General features: G+C 67.0%; 23 protein-coding genes and 4 pseudogenes. 10 read left to right on the forward strand and 17 right to left on the reverse strand.

What is annotated here, in order from left to right:
* Positions 1-10 precede the first annotated feature (10 nt).
* From KI385_RS02335 to KI385_RS02355, 5 genes are all read right to left on the reverse strand, one after another.
* Complete coding sequence (locus KI385_RS02335; RefSeq protein WP_238570569.1) at positions 11-1,393, reverse strand: hypothetical protein; 1,383 nt, start codon at positions 1,391-1,393, stop codon at positions 11-13.
* 31 nt (positions 1,394-1,424) lie between these two features.
* On the reverse strand, positions 1,425-2,828 hold the full coding sequence (locus KI385_RS02340) for a hypothetical protein (RefSeq protein WP_238570570.1): 1,404 nt from the start codon (positions 2,826-2,828) through the stop codon (positions 1,425-1,427).
* A complete protein-coding gene (locus KI385_RS02345) occupies positions 2,825-3,958 on the reverse strand; it encodes a WXG100 family type VII secretion target (protein WP_238570571.1) in 1,134 nt (377 codons plus the stop codon). Before KI385_RS02345 ends, KI385_RS02340 begins: the two co-directional genes overlap by 4 nt.
* Positions 3,955-4,284: a hypothetical protein gene (locus KI385_RS02350; RefSeq protein ID WP_238570572.1), complete on the reverse strand. Its 330-nt coding sequence runs from the start codon at positions 4,282-4,284 to the stop codon at positions 3,955-3,957. Before KI385_RS02350 ends, KI385_RS02345 begins: the two co-directional genes overlap by 4 nt.
* A 927-nt stretch (positions 4,285-5,211) precedes the next feature.
* The gene (locus KI385_RS02355; protein WP_238570573.1) at positions 5,212-5,730 is read right to left on the reverse strand and encodes a hypothetical protein; all 519 of its coding nucleotides are present in this window, start codon (positions 5,728-5,730) and stop codon (positions 5,212-5,214) included.
* Between the two features lie 132 nt (positions 5,731-5,862).
* Here KI385_RS02355 and KI385_RS02360 point away from each other — a divergent pair, with 132 nt between their 5' ends.
* The 5 genes from KI385_RS02360 (at position 5,863) to KI385_RS02380 (ending at position 9,525) form a co-directional block, all read left to right on the forward strand.
* The gene (locus KI385_RS02360; protein WP_238570574.1) at positions 5,863-6,093 is read left to right on the forward strand and encodes a hypothetical protein; all 231 of its coding nucleotides are present in this window, start codon (positions 5,863-5,865) and stop codon (positions 6,091-6,093) included.
* Between the two features lie 594 nt (positions 6,094-6,687).
* A complete protein-coding gene (locus KI385_RS02365) occupies positions 6,688-7,320 on the forward strand; it encodes a hypothetical protein (RefSeq protein ID WP_238570575.1) in 633 nt (210 codons plus the stop codon).
* A 76-nt stretch (positions 7,321-7,396) separates the two neighbouring features.
* Positions 7,397-7,738: a hypothetical protein gene (locus KI385_RS02370; protein ID WP_238570576.1), complete on the forward strand. Its 342-nt coding sequence runs from the start codon at positions 7,397-7,399 to the stop codon at positions 7,736-7,738.
* Positions 7,739-7,909: 171 nt separating this feature from the next.
* Entirely contained in the window at positions 7,910-8,797 is an 888-nt protein-coding gene (locus KI385_RS02375; RefSeq protein ID WP_238570577.1) for an alpha/beta fold hydrolase, read from the forward strand.
* 11 nt (positions 8,798-8,808) lie between these two features.
* Positions 8,809-9,525, forward strand: coding sequence for a MerR family transcriptional regulator (locus KI385_RS02380; protein WP_238570578.1), 717 nt, complete (start codon positions 8,809-8,811; stop codon positions 9,523-9,525).
* Positions 9,526-9,617: 92 nt separating this feature from the next.
* Here the strand turns inward: KI385_RS02380 and KI385_RS02385 are convergent, their stop codons facing one another.
* From KI385_RS02385 to KI385_RS02395, 3 genes are all read right to left on the reverse strand, one after another.
* A complete protein-coding gene (locus tag KI385_RS02385) occupies positions 9,618-10,280 on the reverse strand; it encodes a hypothetical protein (RefSeq protein ID WP_238570579.1) in 663 nt (220 codons plus the stop codon).
* Positions 10,281-10,326: 46 nt separating this feature from the next.
* Positions 10,327-10,515: a hypothetical protein gene (locus KI385_RS02390; protein WP_238570580.1), complete on the reverse strand. Its 189-nt coding sequence runs from the start codon at positions 10,513-10,515 to the stop codon at positions 10,327-10,329.
* Between the two features lie 89 nt (positions 10,516-10,604).
* On the reverse strand, positions 10,605-11,585 hold the full coding sequence (locus KI385_RS02395; RefSeq protein ID WP_238570581.1) for a hypothetical protein: 981 nt from the start codon (positions 11,583-11,585) through the stop codon (positions 10,605-10,607).
* A gap of 497 nt (positions 11,586-12,082) precedes the next feature.
* On the opposite strand from KI385_RS02395, the pseudogene KI385_RS02400 reads away from it, so the two are divergent.
* A pseudogene (locus KI385_RS02400) lies at positions 12,083-12,558 on the forward strand (transposase); the annotation flags it as partial.
* On the opposite strand, the gene KI385_RS02405 reads toward KI385_RS02400, so the two are convergent.
* The gene (locus KI385_RS02405; RefSeq protein WP_238578085.1) at positions 12,494-13,240 is read right to left on the reverse strand and encodes a Coa1/Tim21 domain-containing protein; all 747 of its coding nucleotides are present in this window, start codon (positions 13,238-13,240) and stop codon (positions 12,494-12,496) included. The pseudogene KI385_RS02400 and the gene KI385_RS02405 sit on opposite strands and share 65 nt — an antisense overlap.
* Before the next feature lie 320 nt (positions 13,241-13,560).
* On the opposite strand from KI385_RS02405, the gene KI385_RS02410 reads away from it, so the two are divergent.
* Complete coding sequence (locus KI385_RS02410) at positions 13,561-13,719, forward strand: hypothetical protein (protein WP_238578086.1); 159 nt, start codon at positions 13,561-13,563, stop codon at positions 13,717-13,719.
* Between the two features lie 26 nt (positions 13,720-13,745).
* Here the strand turns inward: KI385_RS02410 and KI385_RS02415 are convergent.
* The 6 genes and pseudogenes from KI385_RS02415 to KI385_RS02440 form a co-directional block, all read right to left on the reverse strand.
* A pseudogene (locus KI385_RS02415) lies at positions 13,746-13,904 on the reverse strand (IS5/IS1182 family transposase); the annotation flags it as partial.
* Between the two features lie 621 nt (positions 13,905-14,525).
* Positions 14,526-15,620 carry a hypothetical protein gene (locus KI385_RS02420; RefSeq protein WP_238570582.1) on the reverse strand — a complete coding sequence of 365 codons (1,095 nt, stop codon included), beginning with the start codon at positions 15,618-15,620 and terminating at the stop codon, positions 14,526-14,528.
* Positions 15,620-17,866, reverse strand: coding sequence for a hypothetical protein (locus KI385_RS02425; RefSeq protein ID WP_238570583.1), 2,247 nt, complete (start codon positions 17,864-17,866; stop codon positions 15,620-15,622). Before KI385_RS02425 ends, KI385_RS02420 begins: the two co-directional genes overlap by 1 nt.
* Positions 17,867-17,879: 13 nt before the next feature.
* On the reverse strand, positions 17,880-18,206 hold the full coding sequence (locus KI385_RS02430) for a hypothetical protein (RefSeq protein WP_238570584.1): 327 nt from the start codon (positions 18,204-18,206) through the stop codon (positions 17,880-17,882).
* Between the two features lie 386 nt (positions 18,207-18,592).
* A pseudogene (locus KI385_RS02435) lies at positions 18,593-19,331 on the reverse strand (IS701 family transposase); the annotation flags it as partial.
* Positions 19,332-19,408: 77 nt separating this feature from the next.
* Positions 19,409-20,347 carry an alpha/beta fold hydrolase gene (locus tag KI385_RS02440; protein WP_238570585.1) on the reverse strand — a complete coding sequence of 313 codons (939 nt, stop codon included), beginning with the start codon at positions 20,345-20,347 and terminating at the stop codon, positions 19,409-19,411.
* A 49-nt stretch (positions 20,348-20,396) separates the two neighbouring features.
* On the opposite strand from KI385_RS02440, the gene KI385_RS02445 reads away from it, so the two are divergent.
* Positions 20,397-20,957 carry a helix-turn-helix domain-containing protein gene (locus KI385_RS02445; RefSeq protein ID WP_342593420.1) on the forward strand — a complete coding sequence of 187 codons (561 nt, stop codon included), beginning with the start codon at positions 20,397-20,399 and terminating at the stop codon, positions 20,955-20,957.
* A gap of 413 nt (positions 20,958-21,370) precedes the next feature.
* A pseudogene (locus tag KI385_RS02450) lies at positions 21,371-21,907 on the forward strand (DUF4158 domain-containing protein); the annotation flags it as partial.
* Between the two features lie 531 nt (positions 21,908-22,438).
* On the opposite strand, the gene KI385_RS02455 reads toward KI385_RS02450, so the two are convergent.
* The gene (locus KI385_RS02455) at positions 22,439-22,732 is read right to left on the reverse strand and encodes a DUF1330 domain-containing protein (protein ID WP_012891307.1); all 294 of its coding nucleotides are present in this window, start codon (positions 22,730-22,732) and stop codon (positions 22,439-22,441) included.
* Positions 22,733-22,911: 179 nt separating this feature from the next.
* Here KI385_RS02455 and KI385_RS02460 point away from each other — a divergent pair, with 179 nt between their 5' ends.
* Entirely contained in the window at positions 22,912-24,024 is a 1,113-nt protein-coding gene (locus KI385_RS02460; RefSeq protein ID WP_425356851.1) for a GlxA family transcriptional regulator, read from the forward strand.
* Here the strand turns inward: KI385_RS02460 and KI385_RS02465 are convergent.
* Complete coding sequence (locus KI385_RS02465) at positions 23,998-24,867, reverse strand: PhzF family phenazine biosynthesis protein (RefSeq protein WP_238570587.1); 870 nt, start codon at positions 24,865-24,867, stop codon at positions 23,998-24,000. The genes KI385_RS02460 and KI385_RS02465 overlap by 27 nt on opposite strands.
* Positions 24,868-25,030: the final 163 nt, after the last annotated feature.

A 25,030-nucleotide genomic window follows, 5' to 3' on the forward strand; every position in this document is an offset into this window, starting at 1 on the left:
ACCGTCTCCGTCATACCCGCTGCCGTGTCTTCTGCATCAACTGGCGCAAATAGCGCGTACGCCGATGCCCGATCGCCAGCACCCCCACGAGCGGCCCGGCCGCGGCGACCAGGAGACATACGGTGCGCAGCGCCCCGCAGCCGTATCCGCCCCCCGACACCAGCAGCACCACGGCGAGGAAGGCGGCACCGAAGCAGATTGCGCCCGGTGTGTGTACCTGTGGCTGCCACACCGCGTACGGGAGTGCCGGGCGGGAGGGTTCCGGGACGGGACGGGGGCCGGCAACCGGTTCACCCGACGCGGCGTCCAGAGACGTGCCGAGGGGGGTCGCTCCCCGTACGTACCGGCCGTCATCCAGGACGAGCAGGGCGGGGGCGGACCATTCGGGCTGGTCTCCCGCCCTGGGCATCCAGTACAGCCGACCCTGACTTTCCCTGAGGGCCGCTGCGAGCGGGACGGGATCGAGGCACCGTTCGAGCAGCAGATCACGGCCTCCGCTCGACGAGGCGAGACGCAGCGAGGGCGTCAGGAGCGGCGTGGGTCGCCTGGCGCCATCGAGGGTGGTGGGGCGCCAGAGCCGGTCACCCGCACCGGCGCCGACGACGCGGACCCTAAGCATTCGGGTTTCACCGGCGCCGAATACGCCCGCCGTGGCGCGCGCGGCGGCACGGGTACGGAGGGCCCCTGCGGCACCGGCCAGAGTGAAGAAGGCGCAGACCCCCAGCACCATGAGCTCCTGTGGCCCGGGGGGTCCGCCGAGAAGCGAGCGCAGCTCGGCGCGGCTGTCCATGATGACCCCGGCAGCGGGGTCGTCCGGAGCGTACAGGCCCGGGGACCGGTCGCCCGGGTGCGGCGGCTCAGGGGTCTTCAGGGTGCCCTCGAGCCGCAGACTCTCCTTCCCGGACCGGCCGCCGCCCACCGCCGTCGCCGTGACCTCGGACTCGTAATGGCTGGAGCTCTTACCGGTCTTCAGGACGGAGCGGTGAACCTGAGTGATGGTCACCTCCGCGATGCGCGGGCCGTGGGCGCTGATCGCGGCCAGCTGCGGTGTGCTGGCCTTCGTCGAGAGGAACAGCATGACGAGCGGCAGCGTCAGCGCCACCAAGGCGAGCAGGACGAGCTGGAACCGGCTCTCGGGCCACCACCTGGTCCGACGCCGCCCCGCCGGGGCGGACTGTCCCAAGGCCGCCGCCACACGCTCCGTGTCTACCGGTCGTCCGCTCGCCCGCAGCCACCACGCCAGGACCGCTCCCGCCGACACCGTCAGACAGGCCAGCAGATCCCAGCGGGGATACGGGGCCACCTTGCGCACCACCAGGCAAACCAGAAACGCGGCAACGCCTGTCCAGGCAACTACCGAGGCGGCCGCCACCATGCGGTCTCGTTCCCTCACCCGAATACATCCTTCACATCTGGCACAGTGCTTACTGCTTACCGTGGTTATCGTGGGCCGGGGCGCGTTCATCCGCCTCGTCAGGCCCGCGTGCCAGCCGCCGCAAGTAGGCCGTGCGCCGACGGTGGATCAGCAGGAGTCCCGTCATCGGTCCTCCCACGGCGGTGATAAAGCACATGCTCAACAGCGGCCCGCCGTCGTAGTCGACCCCCGCGACAATCAGGCATACGGCGAGGAAGCCGAGGCCGAACCCGCACATCCCCGGTCCGTGCACGGCCGGCTGCCACAGCGCATACGGCCCCACCGCACGCAACGGACGGGCATCCGGGAGGGGCAGGTCCACCGACGCACCCTCAGGAAGGTCCGCACTTCCTTGAGGGGTCAATCCGCAGACGTACCGGTCGTCATCAAGGACGAGCAGAGCCGCGACGCACCAGTCCGGAGGATGCTCCGCCTTCGGCGCCCAGTAGAGCCACCCGGCCCGGCCTTCGAGGGCTCCTGCAAGGGCATGAGGGTCCAGGCACCGGTCGATGAACAGGTCACGGCAGCCTTCGGACGACGAAAGGCGCAACGCGGGGGACAGCCGTATATCAGGGTCGCGGGAGTCCTTCTTGGGATCGGGCGATGTGAGGCGTTGCCCGGCGTTCGCTCCCGCGATGTGCACTCGTAGCCTGCGCCCCGGTGTGCCTCCGAGCACCGACTCTGGAGTCATCGGTTTCGCCCTGGGCTTGGCGCATATAAGGAACAGGCCGATGGGGATGGCGCTGTAGATGGCCAGGAGAGTCATCTCGCCTGGTGACGCCGGGCCTCCCAGGAGGGAGGCGAGGTGCCGACGGGGGGTCAGGATGATTCCCAGGGACGGTACATCCGGGGCGTAGAGCCCACCTATCCGGTCACCGGTTGTCAACCGGCCATAGGCTGTCGTCTTCCCTTTCAAACGCAGTGCCTTGCCGTGCTTGCCGTCTCCCGGCGCCTCGACGGTGACCACCGAGGTGTACGTCGTGCCGGTCTTGGATGAATTCTGGTGTGTGTGATGGATTTTCGTGATCGTGACGGGCGCATAGCGGTAGTCGCGCTGGGTGATGGCGGCCAGTTGGGGGGAGTTTTGCTCCGTCGAAAAACTCAGCAGAAAGAAGGGGACGAGCAAGGCGCAAGCCGCGACGGTCGTATAGACGAGGCGCAGCGGTGGCCACCACTGTCGGCCCATCTCCAGGCCGAGCGCCGCGGGTACGACCCTCCCCAGCCGGGAACGCCATCGTCCGGTTGCTCGCAGCCACCAGGCCAGGAACGCCACTGCGGAGAACGCCAAACAGGCCAGCAGATCCCAGCGCGGATACGGCGCGATCTTCCGCACCAGCAGACAGATCAGGAATGCCGCAGCACCGGCCCATGCCAGCACCGACGCCGCAGCGGTTCCAAGGTCCCGCTCTCTCACCCGAAAACGTCCTTCACTGACCCCTTCTTCGGGCCCTGCGGCGTGTCGGCGGCTTTTCCCTTCGCGTCGTCCGGCTTCTCATCAGGCGGCCAAATGGCGTCGTGCACTGGCTTGGCGATGGCTCCGCCGACGCCGTAGCTGACTCCTTGGGCAATACCCTCAATCGGGAAGTGCGGGCCCCGACCGGATGGCACCTGCGTGTTCACGCCGTGGACGGCGGCGCCGCCCGCGCCGCCTGTAACGCCGTTGACGGCGGCATCCCAGCCGAACTCGACGTCCTCGCCGTTGGCTTTTTTGACGCCGTCCACGGCCAGACCACCGGCGATGCTGCCGACACCGCCTCCCACCACATCTTGGGTCCACCCGGACCCAGCGAATCGACTGAACGCTTTGGCGGCTGTGCCCTCCGCTTCCCCAGCCATTCTGCCCAGAGCGGCCATGCCGCGGGCGGCACCCAGTCCCGGCCCCGTGCCGACGAGCGAGGCCAGGCCGCCTTGCCACACCGCGTCGCCCACGTCGGTCTTCTGCCCGGTAAGGGCGTTGGTGATGACGGTGCCGCCGGTGTTGCTGGCCCAGTTGACCAGAACGTTCTTCAAAAAGCGGTGCTCCTTCCCCATCCGGGAGAGCCACTTGAACAGCTGGCTGACCTTCCTCAGGAGCGTGCCAAGCGTTTTGGCGAGTTTGGCGGCTTTGGTCGCCAGCTGGGCCGCTCGGGCGGCCCCCGCGGCCGCCGAGAAGCCCATGGTGAGAAAGGACATGCCGACCGAGACGCCGATCGAGATACCGATTTCCAGGTAGATCTCGTGGATCTCGCTGTTGATCTCCTCGATGGCGTCCGCGGCGTCGTCGAGGCCCTTTGCCGCCTGCGGCAACTGCGGCAGGGACTTGTCCATCCCCGCATTGAGGTTTTTCCAGTGCTCCGCGAAGGAGTCGGCCGCCGGGCCCCGCCACCCGGAATCCAGGGTCCGCTGGACATCGCGGTCCAGCGCCTGGAACATGCTCTGGAGGTTGTCGTGGAGGTCCCGCCAGCCCTTGGCGGCCGAGCGGAGGGTGTCCGGATCACCGCCGGGATTGACGATCTCCAGGCCGGCCTCGAAGACCTGCTCCGCTACGGACTCGTCACCGCTCATGCGTGACGCCCCTGGTTGAAACCGGTCGACAGGGACTCGTCCGTCGCCGTGGCGTTCTGCTGGACCTGGCGCAGCCCCTCACTGATCTGGTCGAGGTGCTTGCGCAGCTCGTTCAGCGTCTCCACCATGTCGGCGGACATCTCGATATATGCCGAGGTGACCTCCTCGGATTCGGTGAGAACGCCGAATCCGTCATGAATGACCTCGGCGTCGGTCTTCCCCTGGAATTCCTTGATATAGCTCTCCAGGTCCGACCCGTGGCTCTCGAAGCTCTTCGACAGGCTAGCGAGAGCCGCCGCATCCACTAACGACTCATTCTTGGACATGAGCCCCCCTGACTGTTCCTGAAACGACCGACGGCATGACGCTGCTTTAGTTCCCTCATGACACTGAGGAACCGTCGCACCAATCGAGCTTAAGGAGAGATGATCATCAAAAGGGTGGCCGGAACCTTTCTTGTCGCGTTCTTGTTGGGTTCTTTATACGGAGGGGAGTTGAGCGGCAAGGCAGGATTGACTTCGCCGTCCCGTTTGCGGCGTCGTGCGTGCTCGGGCGTCCACCGGTCGGGCTGCCTCTGGTTCACCGGCGGCCTGCTCCGGGGTGATGTCCTCGATGACGGACAGCCAGCACCATGACGCTCACCATGGACAGCAGCGACAAGGCGCAGAACACAACGGTTCGCATGGTTTCGTCAACATCCGCCGGGCAGAGACGGGGCGCGACTCGCTCCCCGGGGTCCGCCACAACAGTGATCGTGTCGCCGCGTTCGGCCCCCACGCCCCGTGACGGTACGGCGGAGCCGGGGACGGTGCGCCAACACGGCTGGCCCCTTCACCCGGCCCATCGGCAGTACCGAAACCATGAGGCTGAGGAGGCGGAGCACAGCGGTGGCCCACGTCAGAGCCGCAGGCACATGCGGCATCAGCATGGTCAGCACCGCCCGGGCCCAGCCCCGCGAACAGACAACCGCTCGCCACCAGGTACCCGGAGTGCGCCGTTCGCCATGCCTGATGTCGCCCTGACCTCGATTCTTATGGCGTTCGCTGACCAACCTGTGGAAGACCCGGTGGAGCGGCTGGTGCCGGACGAGATAGCGGTGCAGTTCCGGCGAGTGGTTCTCGGCGCCCACGGAGAGCTGGACTGGTCGCGATGCGCGATCGACTCCGTCGGTAGCGGCAAAAGGACGAGAAGCCGAAGATGGCCGGGCGAGACTCACCAGAAGCCGGCCCGCGTCGAAGCAGTGCACACTGACATCAGCGGGCAGGGCACGCGCCGTCGCCGACGGAGATGGTGATGTAGTCGTAGTCCATCGCCCGCTTGCGCTTCACGGCGTAGGCGTTGAGGCAGAAGGCGGTGTCCGTGCCGTCTGCGGTGACGGTGTAGTCGGCCTTTTCCACTCCCCCGTAGAACATGGCGTCCTGCGCCGGCTCGGAAGCGAGCGTGATGGTCAGCGCGTCCTCGGAGCTGTGGCCGTGCTCCGCGATGGAGGCCCGCAGGATGTCCTCGTAGTTGATGGTCCCGGGACCGAACTTGGCCTCGCTCGACAGCTCGGAGCTCGCCGCTTTCACGGCGGACCGCAGTTCACCGCCGTCCCAGGTGCTGGAGCCGTTGAGAAGACCCGGGTGGTAGAGCACGTACAGGCCGCCGATGGCGAACAGCAGCGAGCCGACGATGAGAGCGAGGCCGATGGGGTTGTTCCAGTTGTAGACGTAGCGCCCTCCCCACTTGCTGTAGATGAATATGCGGTCTGCGTCGTCGCGGTTGTCGGTCACTTGCAAGATTCTCGATGCCGATCGCCCCTGTGGCCAGCGGCTTGGGGACCGATCGGAGGTCCTCTGGACATTGGTCGTACTCGTCCGCGGAACTGCGAAGCAGCGATTCACCAGTTGGTGAGGATCCGAACCATGAATCAAGACGATGAGCCGGTCTTCAAGAAGAGCAAGTTGGGAACGCACCGGTATGTCTACAACCCCAACCACCCCGTGGGACTTGCCCTGATCGTGATCAGCGTGCCCTTCGCGGTGGTGATGATGGTGCTCATGGAGCAGCATGTGGGCCCCTTCGCGCCACGCGCGCATTACGGTGCGCGCTACGGACGAGCGCGGAGTAGGCCCCACCGGAAGCGTACGCGGTGACCTGGCAGGAGCCGTTCGGGCACCCCGGCTGCGTCGACCGCTTCCAGATTGCAACCTGGCCCGAACGGGCCACCCCTCACCTCGCCGTGACGGGGGAACACCATCTTCCTCCCGCTCCGACGACTGGACCCGGTCGTAGCAGCACTCTCGACATAAAGGTTCCGACAAGAACGCCCAGGGCCACCGTCTTCAAGATCACTGCACTTCTAGAATCCCATGACACGGCCATTTCAGCGCCACACGATCGCCGCTCATTACAGCAGGAGGAGGGTACCCATGCCAGAAAATGAGTCGTTAGTGGATGCGGCGGCACTGGCGAAACCGGGGGTTGACTTCGCTGCGAACGGCGTCGCCAATTGACTTGACAGGCGTGACTCGTGTTGCTGCCGGTCACCGGTGTCGATCCGCACGTGCCTGCGAGGCCGGGGAGAACGGTAACTTCTCAGTCGCCGGCATCATCGGCGCAATTTACGAGACAGGGGCAGCACGGCCCGTCTGCTCACGCGATACGGGTCACCGGCGCGTCAGAACTGCTGCGGGGTGGGCACCGGGAGCGACGAAAGCGGCGCTCCTGCAGGAGGAGGACGGTCACATATGCAAGACGCCGACATAGTCGCTCGTTTCGACGGCCGACCCACAGTGAAACTGACCTTTACCGGCTTCCAGACCTCCCGGGCCGACCGCGCCATGTGGATCGGCTCAGAGCTCGGATACGAACTCGACAGCTACGAGTCTTACGGACGTGGCGGCGACTTCCGTTTGACTCTGACCCGCGACGACAGCCCACCGGCAAGGCGTCGAGCCATGGCCACACTGGCACGGATGCAGTCCACAGGCAGCTGGCTTCCCTACGCGCCCCCTTGGGTTGCGACGATGCCCTACGATCCTGCATACATCCATCCAGAGCGCGCCGCGCGGGTTCGCAGAAACCTCAAGGCATGCGAGGGCTGGCACCCATCCCAGCTCATCATCAGCTGCTGCCTCGCCGCCGCCGCCCTCTTCGCGTTCGCCTGGATTGCCCGCGGCTCCCTGGCACTCACTGTGCTGGCGATCACGGGTGGACTCGTGTGTCTCGTAGCAGCCGTCATCGGGCCCCGCTACCTCAAGAACTGGCACCGGAGGAACCAGGAGCTGCTCGTACGCTTCCGCCAGCAGCAAGCCGCACAGTTCCCTGTCCCTCCTCCCGCTCCGCCGCCAGTCGGCAACCCCGAACGCAATCTGATGTGACGGCAGGTCGGCGAGAGCCCCATACGGCCAAGCTGGCCTTGCGTGGTGGGCACCGGGCACGTGCAGCGGTGATCCAATGTCGACAGCTGACGAAGACAACCCCTGCGGTGATTGCCGAACTCGTCGCCAACATAGGCTGGTTGGACACCGGCAGAAGTCAGGTATCGCGCTCACGGCATGGCCTCGTCATCACGCGATCGGGACCGGAGCCAAACACCAGCCGGCCTTCGTCGACCGGCTGCTGGACAGTCTGGTTCACCTGCGCCACCGGGTGCGCCGCCCGGCCACAGGCCGCAAGGAACGAGTGCAGCTCACCTCCGGCAAGCCGGGCAGAAGGTACGCGGTGAAGTCCATGGTCATCACGAACGGCAACGGACGACGTTTTTTGTTGTGCAATCCCACCTTGCCGGGAAGCTGAGCCGATATCACCCAGGCCCACCCGTCAAGGCTGGTCACGCTGTTGGACGCCGGCTCCTGTGCAGGTCTGCGCCGGTGCCCGCAACTTAAGCCTTCGGCCGGCCTGGCGCGCAGCATCGGGTTTTGCGGGCGGCTTGACCTTGCCCCTGCGTCAGGGTTGGACCATCGCTCCATGAACACCACCACACGCCCTGCGCGTCAGGCCCCGCTGGGACACTTCTACGACATCAACGGACGCAGCCTTTTCCTTCACCGCTCGGGCAGCGGCGGCCCGGCCGTGGTCTTCCTGCCCGGTGCCAGCGCGATCGGCCTGGACTACCTCAACATCCACGACAGGATCAGCCAATTCACCACCTCCGTGCTCTACGACCGTGGCGGCACGGGATGGAGCGACCCTGCCGATCTGCCACGCACCCTGGCCGAGGTCTCCGTCGAACTGAGGGAACTGCTGCGCGCCGCAGATGTGCCGGCCCCTTACGTGCTCGTCGCGCACTCTCTCGGCTGCGCCTACGCCCGCCGCTTCGTGCAGTTGTTCCCTGAGGAGGCAGCGGGCGTGGTCTATCTCGACGGCATCGTCGAGGACTGGGAGACCTACATGCCGCAGCTGCGCCCTCAGAAGGTCTCGGGCACGGCGGCGCTGCGGCTGGTCTCCCTACTGTCGCGGGGCATGTACCGGCGGATGTTCACATCGTGGCCACGCGAAATACGCGAGCCCCTGGTTGCGCACCACCTCACCATGGCGGCGCAGCGGGCGGGTGCCCTGGAGCGCAGCAACCAGCCGGAATGGCTCGACGAGCTCAAGGCCGGCGGCCCAGCGCCTGACACGCCGCTGATCGCGCTCACCGCAATGGGCGTCGATCCCGGCATGCGTCTGCTCATGTCTCCGAAGAAGCTGCGGCAGGTGTACGCGGGCAAGCGGCGACTTTACGACGCCCTCGCCGCGTCCGTGGCGCACGGCGAGCACCGCATTCTGAGCGCAGCCCGCCACAGTACGATCACCACGGACTGCCCGGACGCCGTAACCCAGGCCGTCCGCGATCTGTGGCAACGGGTGTGTTGAAAGGAGCGCCGATGCTCACCATCGGCCGGCTGGCGGCCCGCGCCGGGGTCACGGTGCGGGCCGTACGCCACTACCACCAGCGCGGCCTGCTCGCCGAACCCGAGCGGGACGCCTCCGGCTACCGGCGCTACGACGCCCAAGCCGTGGTGGACCTGATCCGCATCAAGACCCTGGCCGACGCCGGTGTGCCCCTGGCCCGCATCGACGAACTCCTCGCCGCCCAGCCCGAGGAATTCGCCGAGGCCATCACCGAGATCGACCAGACGCTGGAAGTGAAGATCCGCGAGCTCACCCGCCATCGGCGCCGCATCGCGGAACTGGCCGCGGGAGACCACCTCTTCCTGCCCTCCGAGGTCATCGACATCCTCGACCGGATGCGCACCCTCGGCGTCAGCGAGCGGACGGTGCGCATCGAACGTGACTCCTGGATCATGCTGGTGGCGCTGGCACCGGAATCAGTGCCGGACTGGGTTGCTGCGAAGGACAGGGCGCTCGCCGACCCAGAGTTCCGGCGTCTCTATCTGGCCTGTGACGAAGCGATGGACTGGGAACCCGACGACCCCAGACTGCCCGACCTTGCTATTGCCATGGCGACCTGGAAGGCGCAGCAGCCAGATCACCAACAGCCCAGCGCCGGAACGCTCTCCCTCATGAACGCCAACATCACCGCCACTTCACCAGCGTGGCGACGACTGATGGTGCTTCTTTCCCAGGCTCGCCAAGCTTGATCCGCCGGGCCAGTCTGCCAGTGCCCGAGGCCTCATCATGGCGCCCAACTCCCTCGCCACGGCCGACACATGATGATTCCGCTTGATACGTCTTATGGGAGGATAAGGGCAAGAAGGATGTCAACCGCCAAGCCGACGGCGCCGCTGATCGCCAGCCACTTCGAGATTCTGCCGGTCCACGTCCCGCGCACCTCGATCAGGAGACTGCGGCCCTCCTTGAGCGCCCGCCGCGGCCCGGTTCCACGGACGGCGACGGGCAGCATGACGGAGGCCAGCAGCAGCCCTGCGAAGGCGAAGGCGAGAAACCCCCAGGGCGAGCTGTGGCCGGGGCGCAGATACTCGCCGGTGCCCTGCCGGACCTCGATCACCTCGCCCGGCCGCGCCGTCCATGACGCGATATGCGCCCGCGAGTCCCGTCCGCCGCCGTCCTCGCCACCCCGCTGATCGCCAGCCCGGTCGCCGTCCGGCCCTCGGTCACCGTCCGGTCGGAAGATCCCCTCGCAGTCTCGCGACGGACCGGAGTGGGCTCCGCCCGAATGCTGCTGGCACGCGCTCACGGTCAGCGTGCCGTGGGTGCCCGCGAGCCCGGCGGCGACGACCGCGTTGGTCGCGCCGTAGTAGCAAAAGGCGAAGGCCAGAAGGAAGCCGAGGGCCCCGAGTGCGTACCCGCCCGGACCGCCCCGGCGGCGAGCGGCCGGACCGCCGCCTCGCCCGAGCAGGCTTCCCTGGTCATTGCCGGATCCCGCAAATGTCATGAACACGGACCCTATCCACGCCCCCACCCCCGCTCCGTATCCCCCGTCACAGCGTCGCCAGATCACCGATCGTCCACTCGTAGGAGGACCACGGGGCGACGAGATATTGCGGGGCGGGTTCCGTCGCGTTACTTGTTCGGCTGCTGTGAGCGAGGTCCAGGAACTCGGAGGGCGGGACGTACTTCATACTCCTGTCGCCGATTCCCCTCAGCAGCTCGATTATCGGGAAGTTCACGTGGCGTTTCGCCCAGGTCCTGACGGCCGAGCGGCCGACGCCAACGATGCCGGCTGCGGTGTCCCGGGGATGCCTGGCGGGCCTCTAGATCAGGATGTCCTATCGCCATCTTCCCGGTCATTGCCTGTGGGTGGTGTACGCAGCTGCGGCGGAAGAGCTGGAGGGGGCGGTGGAGTGTAACCGGCCGCCGCGGTCGAACGATTCCCCGCAGCCTGGGAAGCGCCGGCAGCAAACATTCGCAGTGCCATCGGCGGAGCGAACCCCTTGAGCCGCTCAGCCCGCACCACCCAGTTGAGAAGGAGTCCCATTGGGATCAACAGCGGAGCCCCGTGAACGATCGCGAGTTGAAGCCCCGCATCGACACCGGCGACAGCGCCCACCGACACTGCGCACACCCCCAGCAGCGCCAGGCCAAAGCACAACGTCCCGGCCAGGACCGGCTGTGGACGCAGCACGGCAGGCTCCATCGGTCGTACCTCCGGCCAGTGTTGCGGGTCCGGGTCATGGAATTGTTCGCCCTGCGGCACGGGAGCGTTGAGAGCGCCGTGTGTCCATCCCCTGATGAAGCGTCCGTCCCCCAGGACGAGGAAGGCCGGTACCGTCCATCCGGGACGTTCCAGGCCTGTCGGGGCCCAGTAGAGCCAGCCCTGCCGCCCATGCAGCGCGGCCCCGAGAGGCTCGACGTCGACGGGCCGGTCGATGAACAGCTCCCGCTCACCCCCGTAAGCCCACAGGCGAAGCATGGAGGAGTATTGCGGACGCCGCCGGTTCGCAGGTGTGTGACTGGACGGCTGGGGTGCGTGTACGCCGGCCCCTGCACCGCTGACAACGACCGGCAGCGCACGCGCCGCACCCTCGCACACCGCGTTTTCCACGATTTCCGCGATTTTCGTCTCATCACCGTCGACTGGGTACCGTCGAAACCGCCGGAGGGGCAGAACCCACACGGCGATGTGCACCGCGTATACCGCCACCAGGACCAGCACCACCGGAACGGTGAGGTGGTGCCCCTTCTCACTAAGCCGACCCGGCAGCATCGCGGAACCGTCAAGCACCCAGATATAGAGCAACTGGAGAGGGAGAATCACCGCTGCAAACGCGCCCAAGCCCGCTCGCAGGCTTCGATCCGGCCACCATGTACCCCTCGTACGCATGCCGGAAGGGCGTGGTGGTGCCGGCACATGAGGGAGGTTCACAATATTCCGCCGAAGGGCGTCCACACGGACCCATCCCAGCAACACTCCAGCCATGGAAACCGCCACACACATCAGCAAGTCCCCACGAGGTGCGGGGGCCCGCGAAGCGCAACAGCAGGCACGCTTCGAAGGCGGCAACACCGCCCCACACCATGACTGTGGCGAGCACGGTAGCACTGGATCGGTCTCTCATAGTCTGGCAACTTTCGGGAAGCGCTGGCCCCCGAGAGACAGGCACCCAGGGAGCGAAGTTCCCCCGCCCCGGACGCAACTCTCCGCTCACCTCATGAAGTCGAGCTATTAGGTCATGCTTGTCAAAGTGAGGGTGCCGTCGCGGTCCGTTCACTCCGAACCGGCCTCCTCGGTCGTCGTTGGCTCCGCCGCGGATGGGCTGCCTGGTCCGGAACCAGCGGCGAGTTGTCCACGGGGGTCACAGCGGGACCATCCCTAGCGCTATGGGCCGCGGAAGACGGTCTATGAGCGGTTCCCCGCCGATGACCGGCCGATGCCAAGTGGGACCGGCTCTTGGGCCATGTCCAGCAGCCGTCGGATGCGCGGTAGGCGAGGCCGGCTGGTTGATCGTGTGCGTTGACTCCACCATCGTGTGGGCTCGTGATCAGGCGGCCGGTGCGCGAGAAAAGGGGCGTGGGGCGGTGAAGAGTGCTCGGACGGTCCCACGGCGGACTGACCACAATGGTCCATCTGGCCTATGACGGGCACAGGCTGCCGCTGGCGTTTGCGGTGACCGACGGGACCGTCAACGACTGCGCGCAGCTGGAGGGTCATGGAACGCATCCGCATCGCACAGAGCGGTCCGGATCGTCCGCCGACCCATCCGGTGCGAGTTGTGGTGTACGGGCAACGGCTCCGATGCCGCCGGGAGTTGCCACGGCACGGCGGCGGGCTTCGGTGTGCCGTCTGACGAATCCCACGGCTGCCACCCCATCGGCCAAGCACATCACCAGCACGTCTGCGGCCATGGCGAAGTCCGCATAGCACGACGCGTCCCCCACATCCCGCTCGAATTCCGGTTTGACTGCCCCCTCCGGATCCCAGACCACCCGCACTTCATCGCCGGCCCGGTCATTGTTCTCGCAGGAGATGCTCACCGGCCCTTGGGCCCCACCCCCGTAACGCATGATGCACTCGTACGAGGTGGACTTCCCGTGGTGCTCGACGACCCGCGCGACTACGGCTGGCCGCGTCACCCCGCGCACCTCCAGCACATACGCGTGTGTCGCCAGCGCGGCCAGCACCACAGGGGCGAGCACCAAGCCGAATGCCGGCCACAGCAGCACCCCTGGCGGGTCCGGAACCGTCGACGGGAACGCCCAGAACACCGCCGCGGCCAGACCGGTGACGGCAACCGCCGTCAGGACGATCGTGAGCATCATCATCCGACCGAACGGCGCCAGCGCCCCGGCGACGAGCAGGGTGAGCGCGGACGGCGGAATCAGCAGCAGGACGACCAGCCGACGGACCGGGGTACCGGGGCCGCCCGGCCGCACCCAGCTCTGGCGAGGCCGCACAAGGCGCGTCCCGCCTACTCGGTGACGCCCGGTCACTACCGACTGCTCCCAACGCGCCATTCCCGCCCCCCGGATCCCGAGCCAACCTCACCGCCGGGGACACGCCAAGCCGCCACCAGGCGTCTTGACGTCTCTTTGATGTGACGGCCCGTGAAACGGGACCCGTAGCGGGCGCGGCGCTGTTCACAAACCGTCAGATCCTCCAGGCGGGCGGGTACGCAAACTCGAGCTGAAGTAGCCCTCCCGCGCGGGGTGTTGTCAGCCCCGCACCCTAAACTCGCTCACTCAGGGCTCGGCCCGGGGGAACGGAGTGGGTGTCCATGAGCGGGGGGATATCAGGGGGGCTGCCACCGGTGGCGGCGGCGCGTACGGCCGAGGCACTCGCAGCACGGCATGCGGCCCTCGCGCGAATGACGGCGGAGTGCACGGCACTGGGCGGCGACGGCGTGGTGGCCGCCAACCTCACCATGGCGCCCTGACCGCCTGCTTGCCGGCGGTTCCGGTGCTTGCCGCGGAAGGGGACGACCACGGTACCTCCCGCACCCTGATATCCCTTGTCCGCAAAGCGCTTGATGCCTGCCTCGGCCAGTGCGTCGATGACGCGGTGGGTGCGGGCGGCTGTGATGTCGTGGGTGGCGCCAGGTAGAGCAGGCGAGGCCCAGACACGCATTTTCGGCGCTGATGGCGTGGGGGCCGCGGAAAGAACCGCGAGCGCGTCATCCCGATGTCGCCCGCCCTCTTCCCCGCCATTGCACAAATCGTCCGCCAGCAGACGAAAGACGGCCGACTGGCCCCCTTGCCAAGCCGCTACGACTCCCAGGAAAGAACCTGCCCAGAGCCCTTCCTTCCTGTTCCAACGCCCAATCGTCACGGTCCACAGCGTCATGGCTCCCCACAGCGGCGTCGGGATGCTCGCCCGGCGCTACGGAGAAATCGCGCGGACGAACCCAGACTTCGAGGACGCCCCGTTCTACCGACCACCAGGTCGTCACCGACGCCGATACACGGCTCGTCATCGCCGTCGGCCGCGCCCTGGCCGGGCAACCGCAACGACTGCAAGACGTGGGAACGCTGACCACCGCACAGCGCCGCTGCGTCCCACCAGGGCTGCCACAGCGGCTCGGTCGATTAGCCACCACCTGCGACGAGCGCGAGCGCCAGCGCCACGATAGCGAGCCCACGCCTGCTCGGCACCCACCACTTGCCTGCCCCGCTGCCACCGCTACGCCCGTCCCCCGGTGCTCTGATCCCGGCCCCGTCATGACGCCAACCCGAACTGCAAACCTCAGTATTGCGGCTGTTGACAACCGTGCCGCGCGGCGGACTTCGTCGCGAATGCTTTGAGAGCGGCGCGCTCGTGTTTGATGTTCAGGCTCGGGGACCGCTTCACATCCGCGATCGATTCGATGGTGAACAGCGCTGTGCCCCCCTGTCGGGTCGGGCAGTCGACGGTGATCCAGCGGACGCCGTCTGAGCTGCCGCTGGGGCCGTTGATGCGGTCGCTGTTGGAGGTCTCCGTCAGGGCGGCGTTCACGAACGGGCCGTAGTAGGCGGCGAGTCGGTACTGCCGACTGCCGTGATCGTTGCCGGGTCTCGCAAGTTCGTCCCGTCTCTTGTTGACGAAGCAGTCTTCAACAGGGGCGTCCGGCGAGGTGCCCGTTTCGACGACCGGGGTGTCCGGGGCCAGGCCCGCGCACGTTCCTTTCGCCTGACGGGCGGGAAGGGGTTCGGCGCGGCGCGTGGGCAGAGGCATGGGCAGGTTCCTCACCTTCCTGCCCAACGCAGTCTTGCATCCCCATTTAGCGGCTGCTGCCTTGGCTGTCCCCGTGGTGAAACGAGCGAACCGGGCTTGCTGGTCCGGTTTGCTCATTCCGTACGAGTCGACGGAGAAGGCGTCAGCCTGCACGACGAGGCTGTCGTTCTTCTTGTTGTCACAGCTCAGCACGACGGTGGCCTTGGGGTTGGCGGGGGTGGTCGCATTGAGGACCCCCCGCCAGCCGTTACCTATGGGGGAGAGCATGGAGGTGCCGCTGTAGGTGACCTGCCGGTCGAGATGGAGCAGCAGGTCGGATGCTCCACCGCTCCAGCCGACCGTCACGCTGATCGTCCCGTAGGGGTCCTTGTCGTCCGACACCCTGAGCCGGCAAGACGTGAGCAGTTCTTCAGCCGATTTCGGACGTGCATCTTCACGGAGATGTTCCGAGCCCAGCAGCTGCTTGATCTCACCCTGCGGCAGAACGCCGTCGCATGCGCGTGACATGGCTTGGTCGTCACGCCAGTTGTCGTACACGCCGCCGTAACAGAGGGCGCCGGCGGTGACGCCCACGCACCCCAGAATGGCGAGCGAGGCGATGAAGATGCGGCGAGTTTTCTTCGTCACTAGCGCCCCAGCTGCTCGTTTGCGAACTGTTTCTGTGTATAGCGAGCGCCGTCCATCGTCCGTTGCAGCTTGTTGATGTCGTCGTCGTCCGCGCCGGGGCCTTTCGTATCCGCCCAGTCAGCTACGTGACGCTGCATTTCCCGCTCCGCATCCAGGTTCCTCCTGGCGATTTCGGCCGCGACCTCGTCGTTCATCTCGCCCTTGGCTTCGTTTGCCATGTCGGTTGTCCACATGTCGACCAGGCGCTGTGCACCGTCTCCCGCCCATTTGATCGGAGTCACCGGTGCACCGATGACGTGGTACAGAACCTTGGCATCCCAGTCGGTCTTGGCATTGGCGTCGTCGCCCTTGTCGCGGATCGTGTCGTCGCGGATGGCGTCGTATGTGCCCAGCACGGATGCGCCTCTCTCGGCAGGTTCCCGGATGTCGTGCGCTGTCCGGCCGTGAACGGCATCCATCTGCTCGGCGATGTGTGCCGTCTCCGCCTTGCGTATCGTCCCGTAGGCGTCTGGTTCTTCGGAGAGTCCTCGCATGAACCGGATGAGCGAGCCACGGTCCGGCGAGACATGTGACCCTTCGGCGTTGCTGAAGAGGCCGTCGCCGTGGAACTTCCCGTGCTTGTCGCGAATCTGCTCTTGCCGGGAGAATTCGTCATTGTCGTTGGTGAGGATCTCGTGAGTGTCGCCGGTGTAGCCGGCCAACGCCTTGGCCAGCGGCTGTCTCAGATTTTCCGTTACTTCCTCGTGGTTCGGACCGCCGTCGAAGTTATTGATGACATCGCGCATGATGCGCGCCTGCGCCGCCGTGTGCTTGCCGTCCGGGTCGATCACCTTCACGGAGGGTTCGTCACCGGTGGTGGCGGCGCGCAGTGCGTCGCCGAAGCCGCGGCGGTTGTTAGGGGCCTCGGTCTCCTCGGTGTGGTGGTCCTCGCCTGTTGACGTGATGTCGTCGTTGACGTTGGGCCAGTCCCGTTCCTTGAGGAGGTATTGGAGATGGCCTTTACCGGTTTCGGATTCCGGGTCGAGGTACTGCGTGGCCGTGTGGGGATCGTCGCGGCTCATGATGCCGAGCATGTCGTCCACCGGGTCCTTGACCTTGGGGACCGGGACCTTGTCTTCCATCCCGCGGGTGAGGTGGCGGCTGCTGTCCCACAGGTTCGGGTCCTTCTTCTCGGCCTCGATCATGTCGTCGGTCAGGCCGGTCATCATGTGCGGCGGGTAGTCGCTGCCATGCTTGAGAAGGTTGGACAATGCCTGGTAGCCGAGCGGGGGTCGGTCCGCAGAGGGCAGGCGGTTGCCGTCGACCGGCTCGGCGCCGAGCTCGCGCATGTCCTTGCGCCACTGCTCGGAGAACGCCTCGTCCTGGTTGGCAGTGCCGATGTTGTCGGCCAGGTCACGCTCGAGAGAGGCATAGGAGTTCCGCTCGCCCTTGTCGTAGTCGGACTTCGCATGCTGGATCTGGTCCAGCTTGTCGGCGAGTTTCAGCGTCCCTTCCGGGCCCAGATCCTTGAGGACCTTCTGGCTGAACTTCTCCGAATGCTTGCCCTCGTCCATCAGCCGCTCGAGCTCCTTGAGCTCGGATTGCGACAGACCGTCCTGGCTGTCGAGCTTCTTCAGCAGGTGTGACGCACGCTTGCCGCGAGCGGTCTCGTCGGCCGCAAGGGACGTCGACACCTTGTCGTTGAAGCCTTCGGACTTCTTGCCGAGGTTGCGGCGCAGCGCCGCGGCTGCTGACTCCTCGGTGTCGGTGGCGTCCCTGAGGACCTTCTCGATACGTGCCACCACATCATCGATCCCCGCCTGCTGGTCGGCTACGGCCTTGTCCCGTTCCCCCTCGTCGTGGATGTCGGGGTCCGTGGCTGCGTCCTGACGTGGGGTGACCTTGACGTACCCACCGCTGTTGGTGCCGACCGCCAGCCCCGACTTCCGCGCGTCCTCCTCGACGATGCGATGCAGCTCTTCCTTGTGTTGCCTCAGCTTGTCGTGGGTGTCACAGAGGATGCCACGTATGCCCTGGGCTTCCCGTACCGCGTCGTTGAACTCCTTGTTGACGCCGGCGACACGCATCCGAGCCACGGTCGAGGTGAAGTCCGTACTCGACCAGCCCGCCTTGTCGAATGGCCTGAAGACCCGGTCGGTGTATTCGGTATCCATGCTCTGGAGGATCCGGATCTGTTTGTCCCAGGCTTCGACCGCGGCCCGCAGATCGCCCAGATGAAGATTGAAAAGTGACTCGTAATCAATCATCGAAACTCTCGCCTCAGCCGAATGGGGTGTGCAGCGGGGCCACCGACTTCATTGTCTCCGTATTGGCCGATTCAGCCTTAGTGTAATTGTTGGCTGTCTCGGTGCAATTGGCGTGAACGTCGCGGCACAGTCCGACCAGCACTTTGGTCTGCTCCTCCCATCTCTCCGAGACATCCAGTAGGGCACCGCCTAACTCGCCGAACCAGAACGGATCGAGGAACCATGCGACGGCGCATGACGTCGCCTCGGAGCCGTGATTGCCTTTGGCGTGCAGTTCCCCCGCCATTTCCAGAGCACCCGTGCCGGCCGCGCGCAGTGAAACTGGATCCTCAATCTGCATACCGCTGCCCCCCGCACTCATCAATCATCCCCCAGTGATGCCGTCCGCGTCGTGCGCCAACTGGGCCATAGACCTAGATCAACTTCTCCAAGCAATTTAGCCGAACAGGACGGGGAGAACATCTCCACGAGACATTCTTAACTCGGTGTATGCGGCGTGGCCGGTTACTCAGTTTGCAGGCGGGTTGTCATAGGTGCAGACGGTTGGAGTTCATGGAGGTATGCCGGATGTATGAGGTATTCGCACGGCAGGGGCCTACCGCGGAGAGGCAAGCGTTCCGTGAGCGGATCCGGATGGAAGCGGTCGATATGTTCGTCCAGGGGCGGGCAGTACCGAGATCGTCAAGGAGTTACGGGGCAGCGTCCGGTCGGTGCGTCCACTCTCTACCTTGATCCGGCGACCCTCACCAGGGTTGCCAGGGGCGCGGGTTGAAGTGAGTAGCAACGGTAGTAGGCGAGCTTGCCGGTGGTGCGGTTGCGGCGGATCAGCGACTGGCGGCTGCCGGGAGCGGAGTGGGCGAGGTCGATGACCGCCCAGTCATAGAAGCGATGCCCCTTTACCACCGCTCCAGCGGACAACTTCTGCCAGGCCCGCTTGGGGAGCATGTTGGCCAGGGCGTCCGCCCGGAGTTTCCCGGCCGGGGTGGTCGCTTCATGGGAGCAGGCGGCGGCACGTATGTAGCCGATGCCGCGCTCCCCCAGCGCGGCCCGTAGCGTCGGATTGCCGCCGCAGACCTCGTCGCCCGTGACCCATGATGCGTGATGGCCGGCGTCCAAGAATCGGTTTCTTGCGGGTAGCCAACTCCGGCTTGGTCGCGAAGGCGATGTCCTCGCCGAGCCCCGCGGCCCGGCAGCGGGCGGGGTCGGACGTCCACGAGCGCGGGACGTACAGTTCCCGGTCCACTGCCGCAGGCCCGCGTCGGCCGGCGTAGACCAGGCAGACGGCGACCTGGGCGTTCTCGATCCCGCCCGCGGTGCCGGTGAATTGGCGCTGGACGCCGACCGTGTCGGTGCCCTTTGTCACGTGTCCTGTCGCGTCGACCACCAGCACCGCCTGCTCGTCGTGCAGGTGGTCCGCCACGTATGCGCGCACGTCGTCAGGCACCTGGTCGGCGTCCCACTTGGCCGCGCCTTATCCGGCCTGTCTGTCAGGCGAGATGGCTACCATCCACCTCGCCTGACGTGGCACCGGCCTTTCGGTCGTCACCTGTCCAGCAGGTCCTGGATCGCTTGCAGCACGGCGTCGGGGCGACGCCAGTGGAGGGTGACGTGTCCGGCGCCGTCGATGAGACGGCATTCGCCACGTGGGGCTGATCCGGCAAACGCCGCATAGAGCCGCGCTTTGCCATCGATCTCCTCGTGCAGGAGGGATTCGGACTCGCCCACCGACACCGCCTTCTTGAAGGCATCGATGTCCATAGCGGCGAGGACGATGAGCTGCACATCGGGAAGCGGGCCCGCATGCCGTAGCTCGTCATAGAGCTGATCGACGTTCTTCGCCTCCTGGAAACCGGTACGCAGCCATTGCGGACTGACGTGGCGCTCGATGAGCGGCGCGCGGATCTCCTCCGGCCAGTCGGCCATCTCCTGCGCGAGCAGGCCACGGTAGAGCTGCACAAGTTCGTCGGGCAACTCGTCCGGAAGCGACTGGTCAGGGTCCCATGACTCCCACTGCTCGACCAGTTCCTTGGGCATGTAGGCGTTGTAGTCCTCGTGTGCGGGGTCCAGCAGGAGCAGGCCGGACACCTCCTCCGGGAATCGCTGCGCGTAGTGGCGCGCATACAGGCCGCCGAGGGAGTGGCCGACCATCAGGTAGGGGGCGGGAACATCGGCAATCCGCAGCAGCCGGCGTAGCTCGTCGGTCACCTCGGCCAAGCTGCGCGGCAGCTCGACCTGATCACTCCACCCTGTTCCGGCCCGGTCGTAGACCACGCTCGTGGTGAGCTCGGCGGCCCGCGCCTGGACGTTCCAGTAGTCCAGACCGGCCGTGCCGCCACCGGGCAGGAACACCACCGACGGGCTCCCGCTGCCCAGGCGGTGCAGGAACAACCGCCGGCCTTCCACCTCGTAGTACTCCCCCAGGGGTGGCACTTCCTCGGTCGTCGTCGCACCGGAGCGCCTCCCGGACGGTCGGTCCTGCATCGCTGACTCCTCACATCGGCTGCATTCCCAATTTTGGGAACAGTACCAGATGTGGGATCGTGGCCTGGTGGACACGCTTGACCTGCTCCTGCACCCAGTGCGGGTGCGCATCGTGCACGCCTTCTCCGGCGGGCGCACGCGCACCACCTCCGACCTGTGCGCGAGCCTGCCCGACATCCCCAAGACGACCCTGTACCGGCATGTCGGGCTGCTGGCCGAGGCAGGGCTACTGGAAGTCGTCGGCGAACAGCGGGTGCACGGCGCCGTCGAACGCCACTACCACCTGCGCCGCGAGCGGGCGACAATCGACGCCGACGCAGCCGCGTCGATGTCACTCGAAGACCACCGCCACGGGTTCACAGCAGCCATGGCCGCCCTGCACGCCGAGTTCAACGCCTACCTCGATCGGGATCACGCAGACCCGACCGCCGACTCAGTGGGCTACCGCCAGATCCCGCTCTGGCTCAACCAAGAGGAACTCGCTGATCTCATCCGCGAGGTGCGCAGCGTCATCGCTTCCAGGATCGACAACACCCCCGCACCGGACCGCCGCCTTCATCTGCTGAGCCCGATCCTGTTCCCCATCGAGGAACCACCACAGCAAGACTGACAGGGGAACCACCACCGTCGGCGAGTCCGATACCAAGCGGCGAACTCACCCATCCACCCGGCATCGATCTCCGCACCGGCCATCACCCAGCACGATCGCTATCTACGGCTGGAGCACCAGAGTTTCGTGGAGGTGGCTTGCTCAAGCTGGCCAGGGATTAGTCGAGTTGGGCTACTGTTGGCCGCTCCCCTACGGCGCCGGTTGACCACCCCACACTCGGCCGTCGCGATGGCGTGGCAGCTCGGCTGTGGCTACGCGTCACGACCGTCTTCCTACCGGATCCGCCTTCCGGGCGGATCCGGATCGCAAGATTGATCACGACATCACACAGGCCCTAGCACACCGGATGCGGCTGCTGCTGGGGTTCACGGAAAGCCGCCGGTTGCTCGTCGCCGCTGGCTACGGTCCGGCTCGTGCCGGTGGAGATTCTGACTGACGAGCAGGCCGAGGCGTACGGGACGTTCACCGCGGTGCCCACGCGTCCGGAGCTGGAGCGGTTCTTCTTCCTCGACGATGGCGACCGCGATCTGATCGCGCGGCGTCGTACGGATGCGCACCGTCTGGGTATGGCGGTGCAGATCTGCACGGTCCGATACATCGGCCGGTTCCTGGGCGAGGATCCGCTCGCGGTGCCGTGGGAGGTCGTGGAGCACCTCGCCGGGCAGCTCGGCATCGAGGACTCCTCGTGCGTGAAGCGGTACCCCGAGCGCAGGTCGACGGTGTACGAGCACGCGGATGAGATCCAGGAGCGGTTCAAGTACCGGGACTTTACCGACCGGAAGTGGGGCCGGGAGTTCCGGAGCTTCCTGTACGGGCGGGCGTGGACGCACGCCGAGGGGCCGGTGGCGCTGTTCAACCACGCGGTGACGTGGCTGCGCAAGAACCGGGGGCTGCTGCCCGGGGTCTCGGCGCTGGCCCGCTACGGGCAGTTGAGCAAGGCGCAGACGATCGAGCGGGCGCCGCAACCGCGGCGCACCGCGCTGCTGACGGCGGTGGTGCGCCAGCTGGAGGCCCAGGCGGTCGACAAGGCCAGCAGCCCCTGCCGGGACCTGCGCCCGCTGCGCGACCCGGATGCGCCCGAGCTGGACGAGGACGACGGGGCCCTGGACTGACCTGGGCTTTCCCAGGCTGCGCCTGTGTCATCCGCGGTCGCTGACCCGCTGCGCCTCGCCTTGATCTTCAACCTGTGCCACACGGTCGCGAGCCGGTCGGGTCAGCCCGCTCTGCGGTGATGGCCCGGACGCCTTCGGGCGGTTACAGCCCAGATGGATGCAGGATGCGCCCCTGGTCATCGAAGCCGTGTGTTCGCTGGACCGTTCTGTCGTGTGAGAAGCGGTTCGCGGTTCGCTTCGGGCGAGCGTGAGTTTCGTCGACAAGGTCAGCGAGACAGTCCAGCCGGCCCGGACCTCGTCTCGTGAGTCGTCGTTGAGCACCGTGGGCGTATCAGGTGACGGATGCCCAGCGATGGCTGGGCCCGCCGGTCAGTCGATGCCTTCGACGATGCGGAAGTCGCGCTCGAAGCCGTCGGGGAGGGCCACCAGCGCCTTCTGGTATGCCTCGCTCTCGTATGCCGCGACCGCCTGTTCAAAGCCGTCGAACTCGATCAGAACGACGCGTTCGGTGATTCCGGCCTCGTGGGCGACGACTCGACCGAAATTGGACAGGACGCGCCCGCCCCCAGCCCGGACAGCCAGACCCGCCAGCTCGTTGTAGTCAGTCAGCCCCTCAGGGTCGGAAATGGCGGGGTAGACACTGACCCAGTAGCCCTTGGCCATGGAAACCTCCTGTGCTCGGCCGGACACGTCCGACTTCGAATTGACACTCAGATTGCTCGATCCCGACGACGGCCCGGGGCGAGGTTCTCAAATGCCTCCGTCGAGGTCATGCCTCGATCCTTGCCGTTCGAGCCGGCCTCGGCCATGGCAGAAAGGTCAGCCTCCGATACATTCTCGCCATGCCCGTCCACCATGCCGCCCCCGGTACTCCCGGCGCCCGCGACCTAGCCGGTCGCACCGCCGAACCGGATCGCGCGATGCGCCCAGAACCGCGGCCCGCCGCCCACAAGGTGGTCGTCCTCGTAGTCGACGGGATCTACCCCTTCGAACTCGGCATACCTCAACACGTCCTGGGCTCCGCCGGTGGCCGCTACGAGGTGGTGACCGCGGGCGTGGACGGGAAGCCCGTGCGCACCGTCTCGGACCTGACCGTCACCCCCGGGCACGGCCCTGAGGTGCTGGCCGAGGCGGACACCGTGATCATCCCTGGGTACGCCATCACCCAGGCCCCGGCCGCCGCCACGGACTCGAAGGCCCTGGACGCGCTTTCCAGGGTCCGGCCCGGCACCCGTCTGGTGTCGATCTGCAGCGGTGCCTTCCTGCTGGCCGGCACCGGTCTCCTCGATGGGCGTCGGGCCACCACCCACTGGGCGCTCAGCGACCGCTTCCGGGAACTGTTCCCCCGGGTCGAGCTCGACGCCGGCGTTCTTTTCGTCGACCACGGTGACGTGTTGACCTCAGCGGGGGCGGCCAGCGGCTTCGACGTCTGCCTGCACCTGCTGCGCCAGGACCACGGCACCGAGGTCGCCAACCAGGTCGCCCGCTTCTGCGTCATGCCGCCGTACCGGGACGGCGGGCAGGCACAGTACATCGAGCGGCCACTGCCGCCGACGGGCGCAACCGGCACCGGGCCGACCCGCGACTGGGCATTGCAGCGGCTTGAACTGCCGCTGTCGCTGGACGAATTGGCCGCGCACGCGGCGATGAGCACCCGTACCTTCGCCCGGCGCTTCAAGGAGGAGACCGGTCTGAGCCCCGGCCGCTGGCTGACCTCGCAGCGGCTGCGGCGGGCACGGCACCTGCTGGAGTCCAGCGATCTGCCGGTGGAACGCGTCGCCCACGAGGTCGGATTCGCCACCGCCACCTCGCTGCGGCGGCACCTCGCGGCGGAGGCCGGAGTCGCCCCGTCGGCGTACCGTCGCACCTTCCGTGCCCCGGATCCGGCCGCCGGCGATGCGGGCTCCATTCCCCACCTAGTCGTCGCCTCAGTGTCCGTCGCGGACCACCGCTAACCCGCCGACCCGGGTCGTGATGCCCGCCGGCCCGCGTCGGGCCGAAGCGAGCACGCTGGCCGGTCGACCGAGGGTGTCGCCCTGCTCCACCTCGATCGCGACCGTCTGCGCCCCTGTCGTGTCGAGCAGGTGGGCGGCCAGGCAGCCGGTGCTGTTGGCGTTGGCGACGTCCTCGTCGACACCGATCGCCGGCGCGAACATCCGCGCCGCACCCGGTCGGTCGCCCACCGGCGGTACGTACACGAAGCAGCCGAGGAGCCCGTACCGCTGGCACGCCGCTGTCAGCCTGCCGAGGTGTGGGCGGACTCGGAGCAGCGCCGACCGGTCGTGGACCGGTACCAGCATGCGTGGTGCGCCGGGCGCGGCGATCCGTGGCGCGTCGGTCGGATGCGGATCGTCCGCGGTGAGCCCGAGCGCGGCGACGATCGCGGCGCGCTCGTCCGGTGCCGGGTGACGCAGCGCGACGAGGCCCTGGTCGAACCACACCTCGATGCCGGCGGGACGGCGGATCGCGACGGTGTCGAACGTGCGCCCGCCGGTGTGTTGGCGGTCGTTCAGCTCGCCCAGCGCGGTGCGGGTCAACCGAACGGCCTGCGCGGCAACGGTGCCGTGGCCGCAGCCGGACAGTTCGGCGGTGGCGGTGAAGAACCGGACCGGCCAGCCACCGTCCGGCGTCCGCCCTGGGCCTAGGAACGCCGCGTGCGAGGTGCTGGCCGCAGCAGCGACCGCACGCCGGTCCGCGTCCGTCGCCGCCGGGTCGTCGTCGGTGACGGCCGTGGGGCTACCGCCCCGGCCGTCGCGCCGCACGCACGCATCAACCACTGTGACAACCGGCCAGGACATCGGCCCACCTTTGACGCTCAACGAACCGGCAACCGCGAACGGCGTCCGCCGATAGCCATGCCTGGCCGCAACGGCCGACCGAACGCGTCCCGGAGCGTACCAGCCTGCCCCACCGCGGCCACGGCCAGCGTGCCAAGTCAGGGCCGGACGAGCCCATGACCGG

Source organism: Streptomyces inhibens (genome assembly GCF_022221585.1).
GTDB lineage: Bacteria > Actinomycetota > Actinomycetes > Streptomycetales > Streptomycetaceae > Streptomyces > Streptomyces inhibens.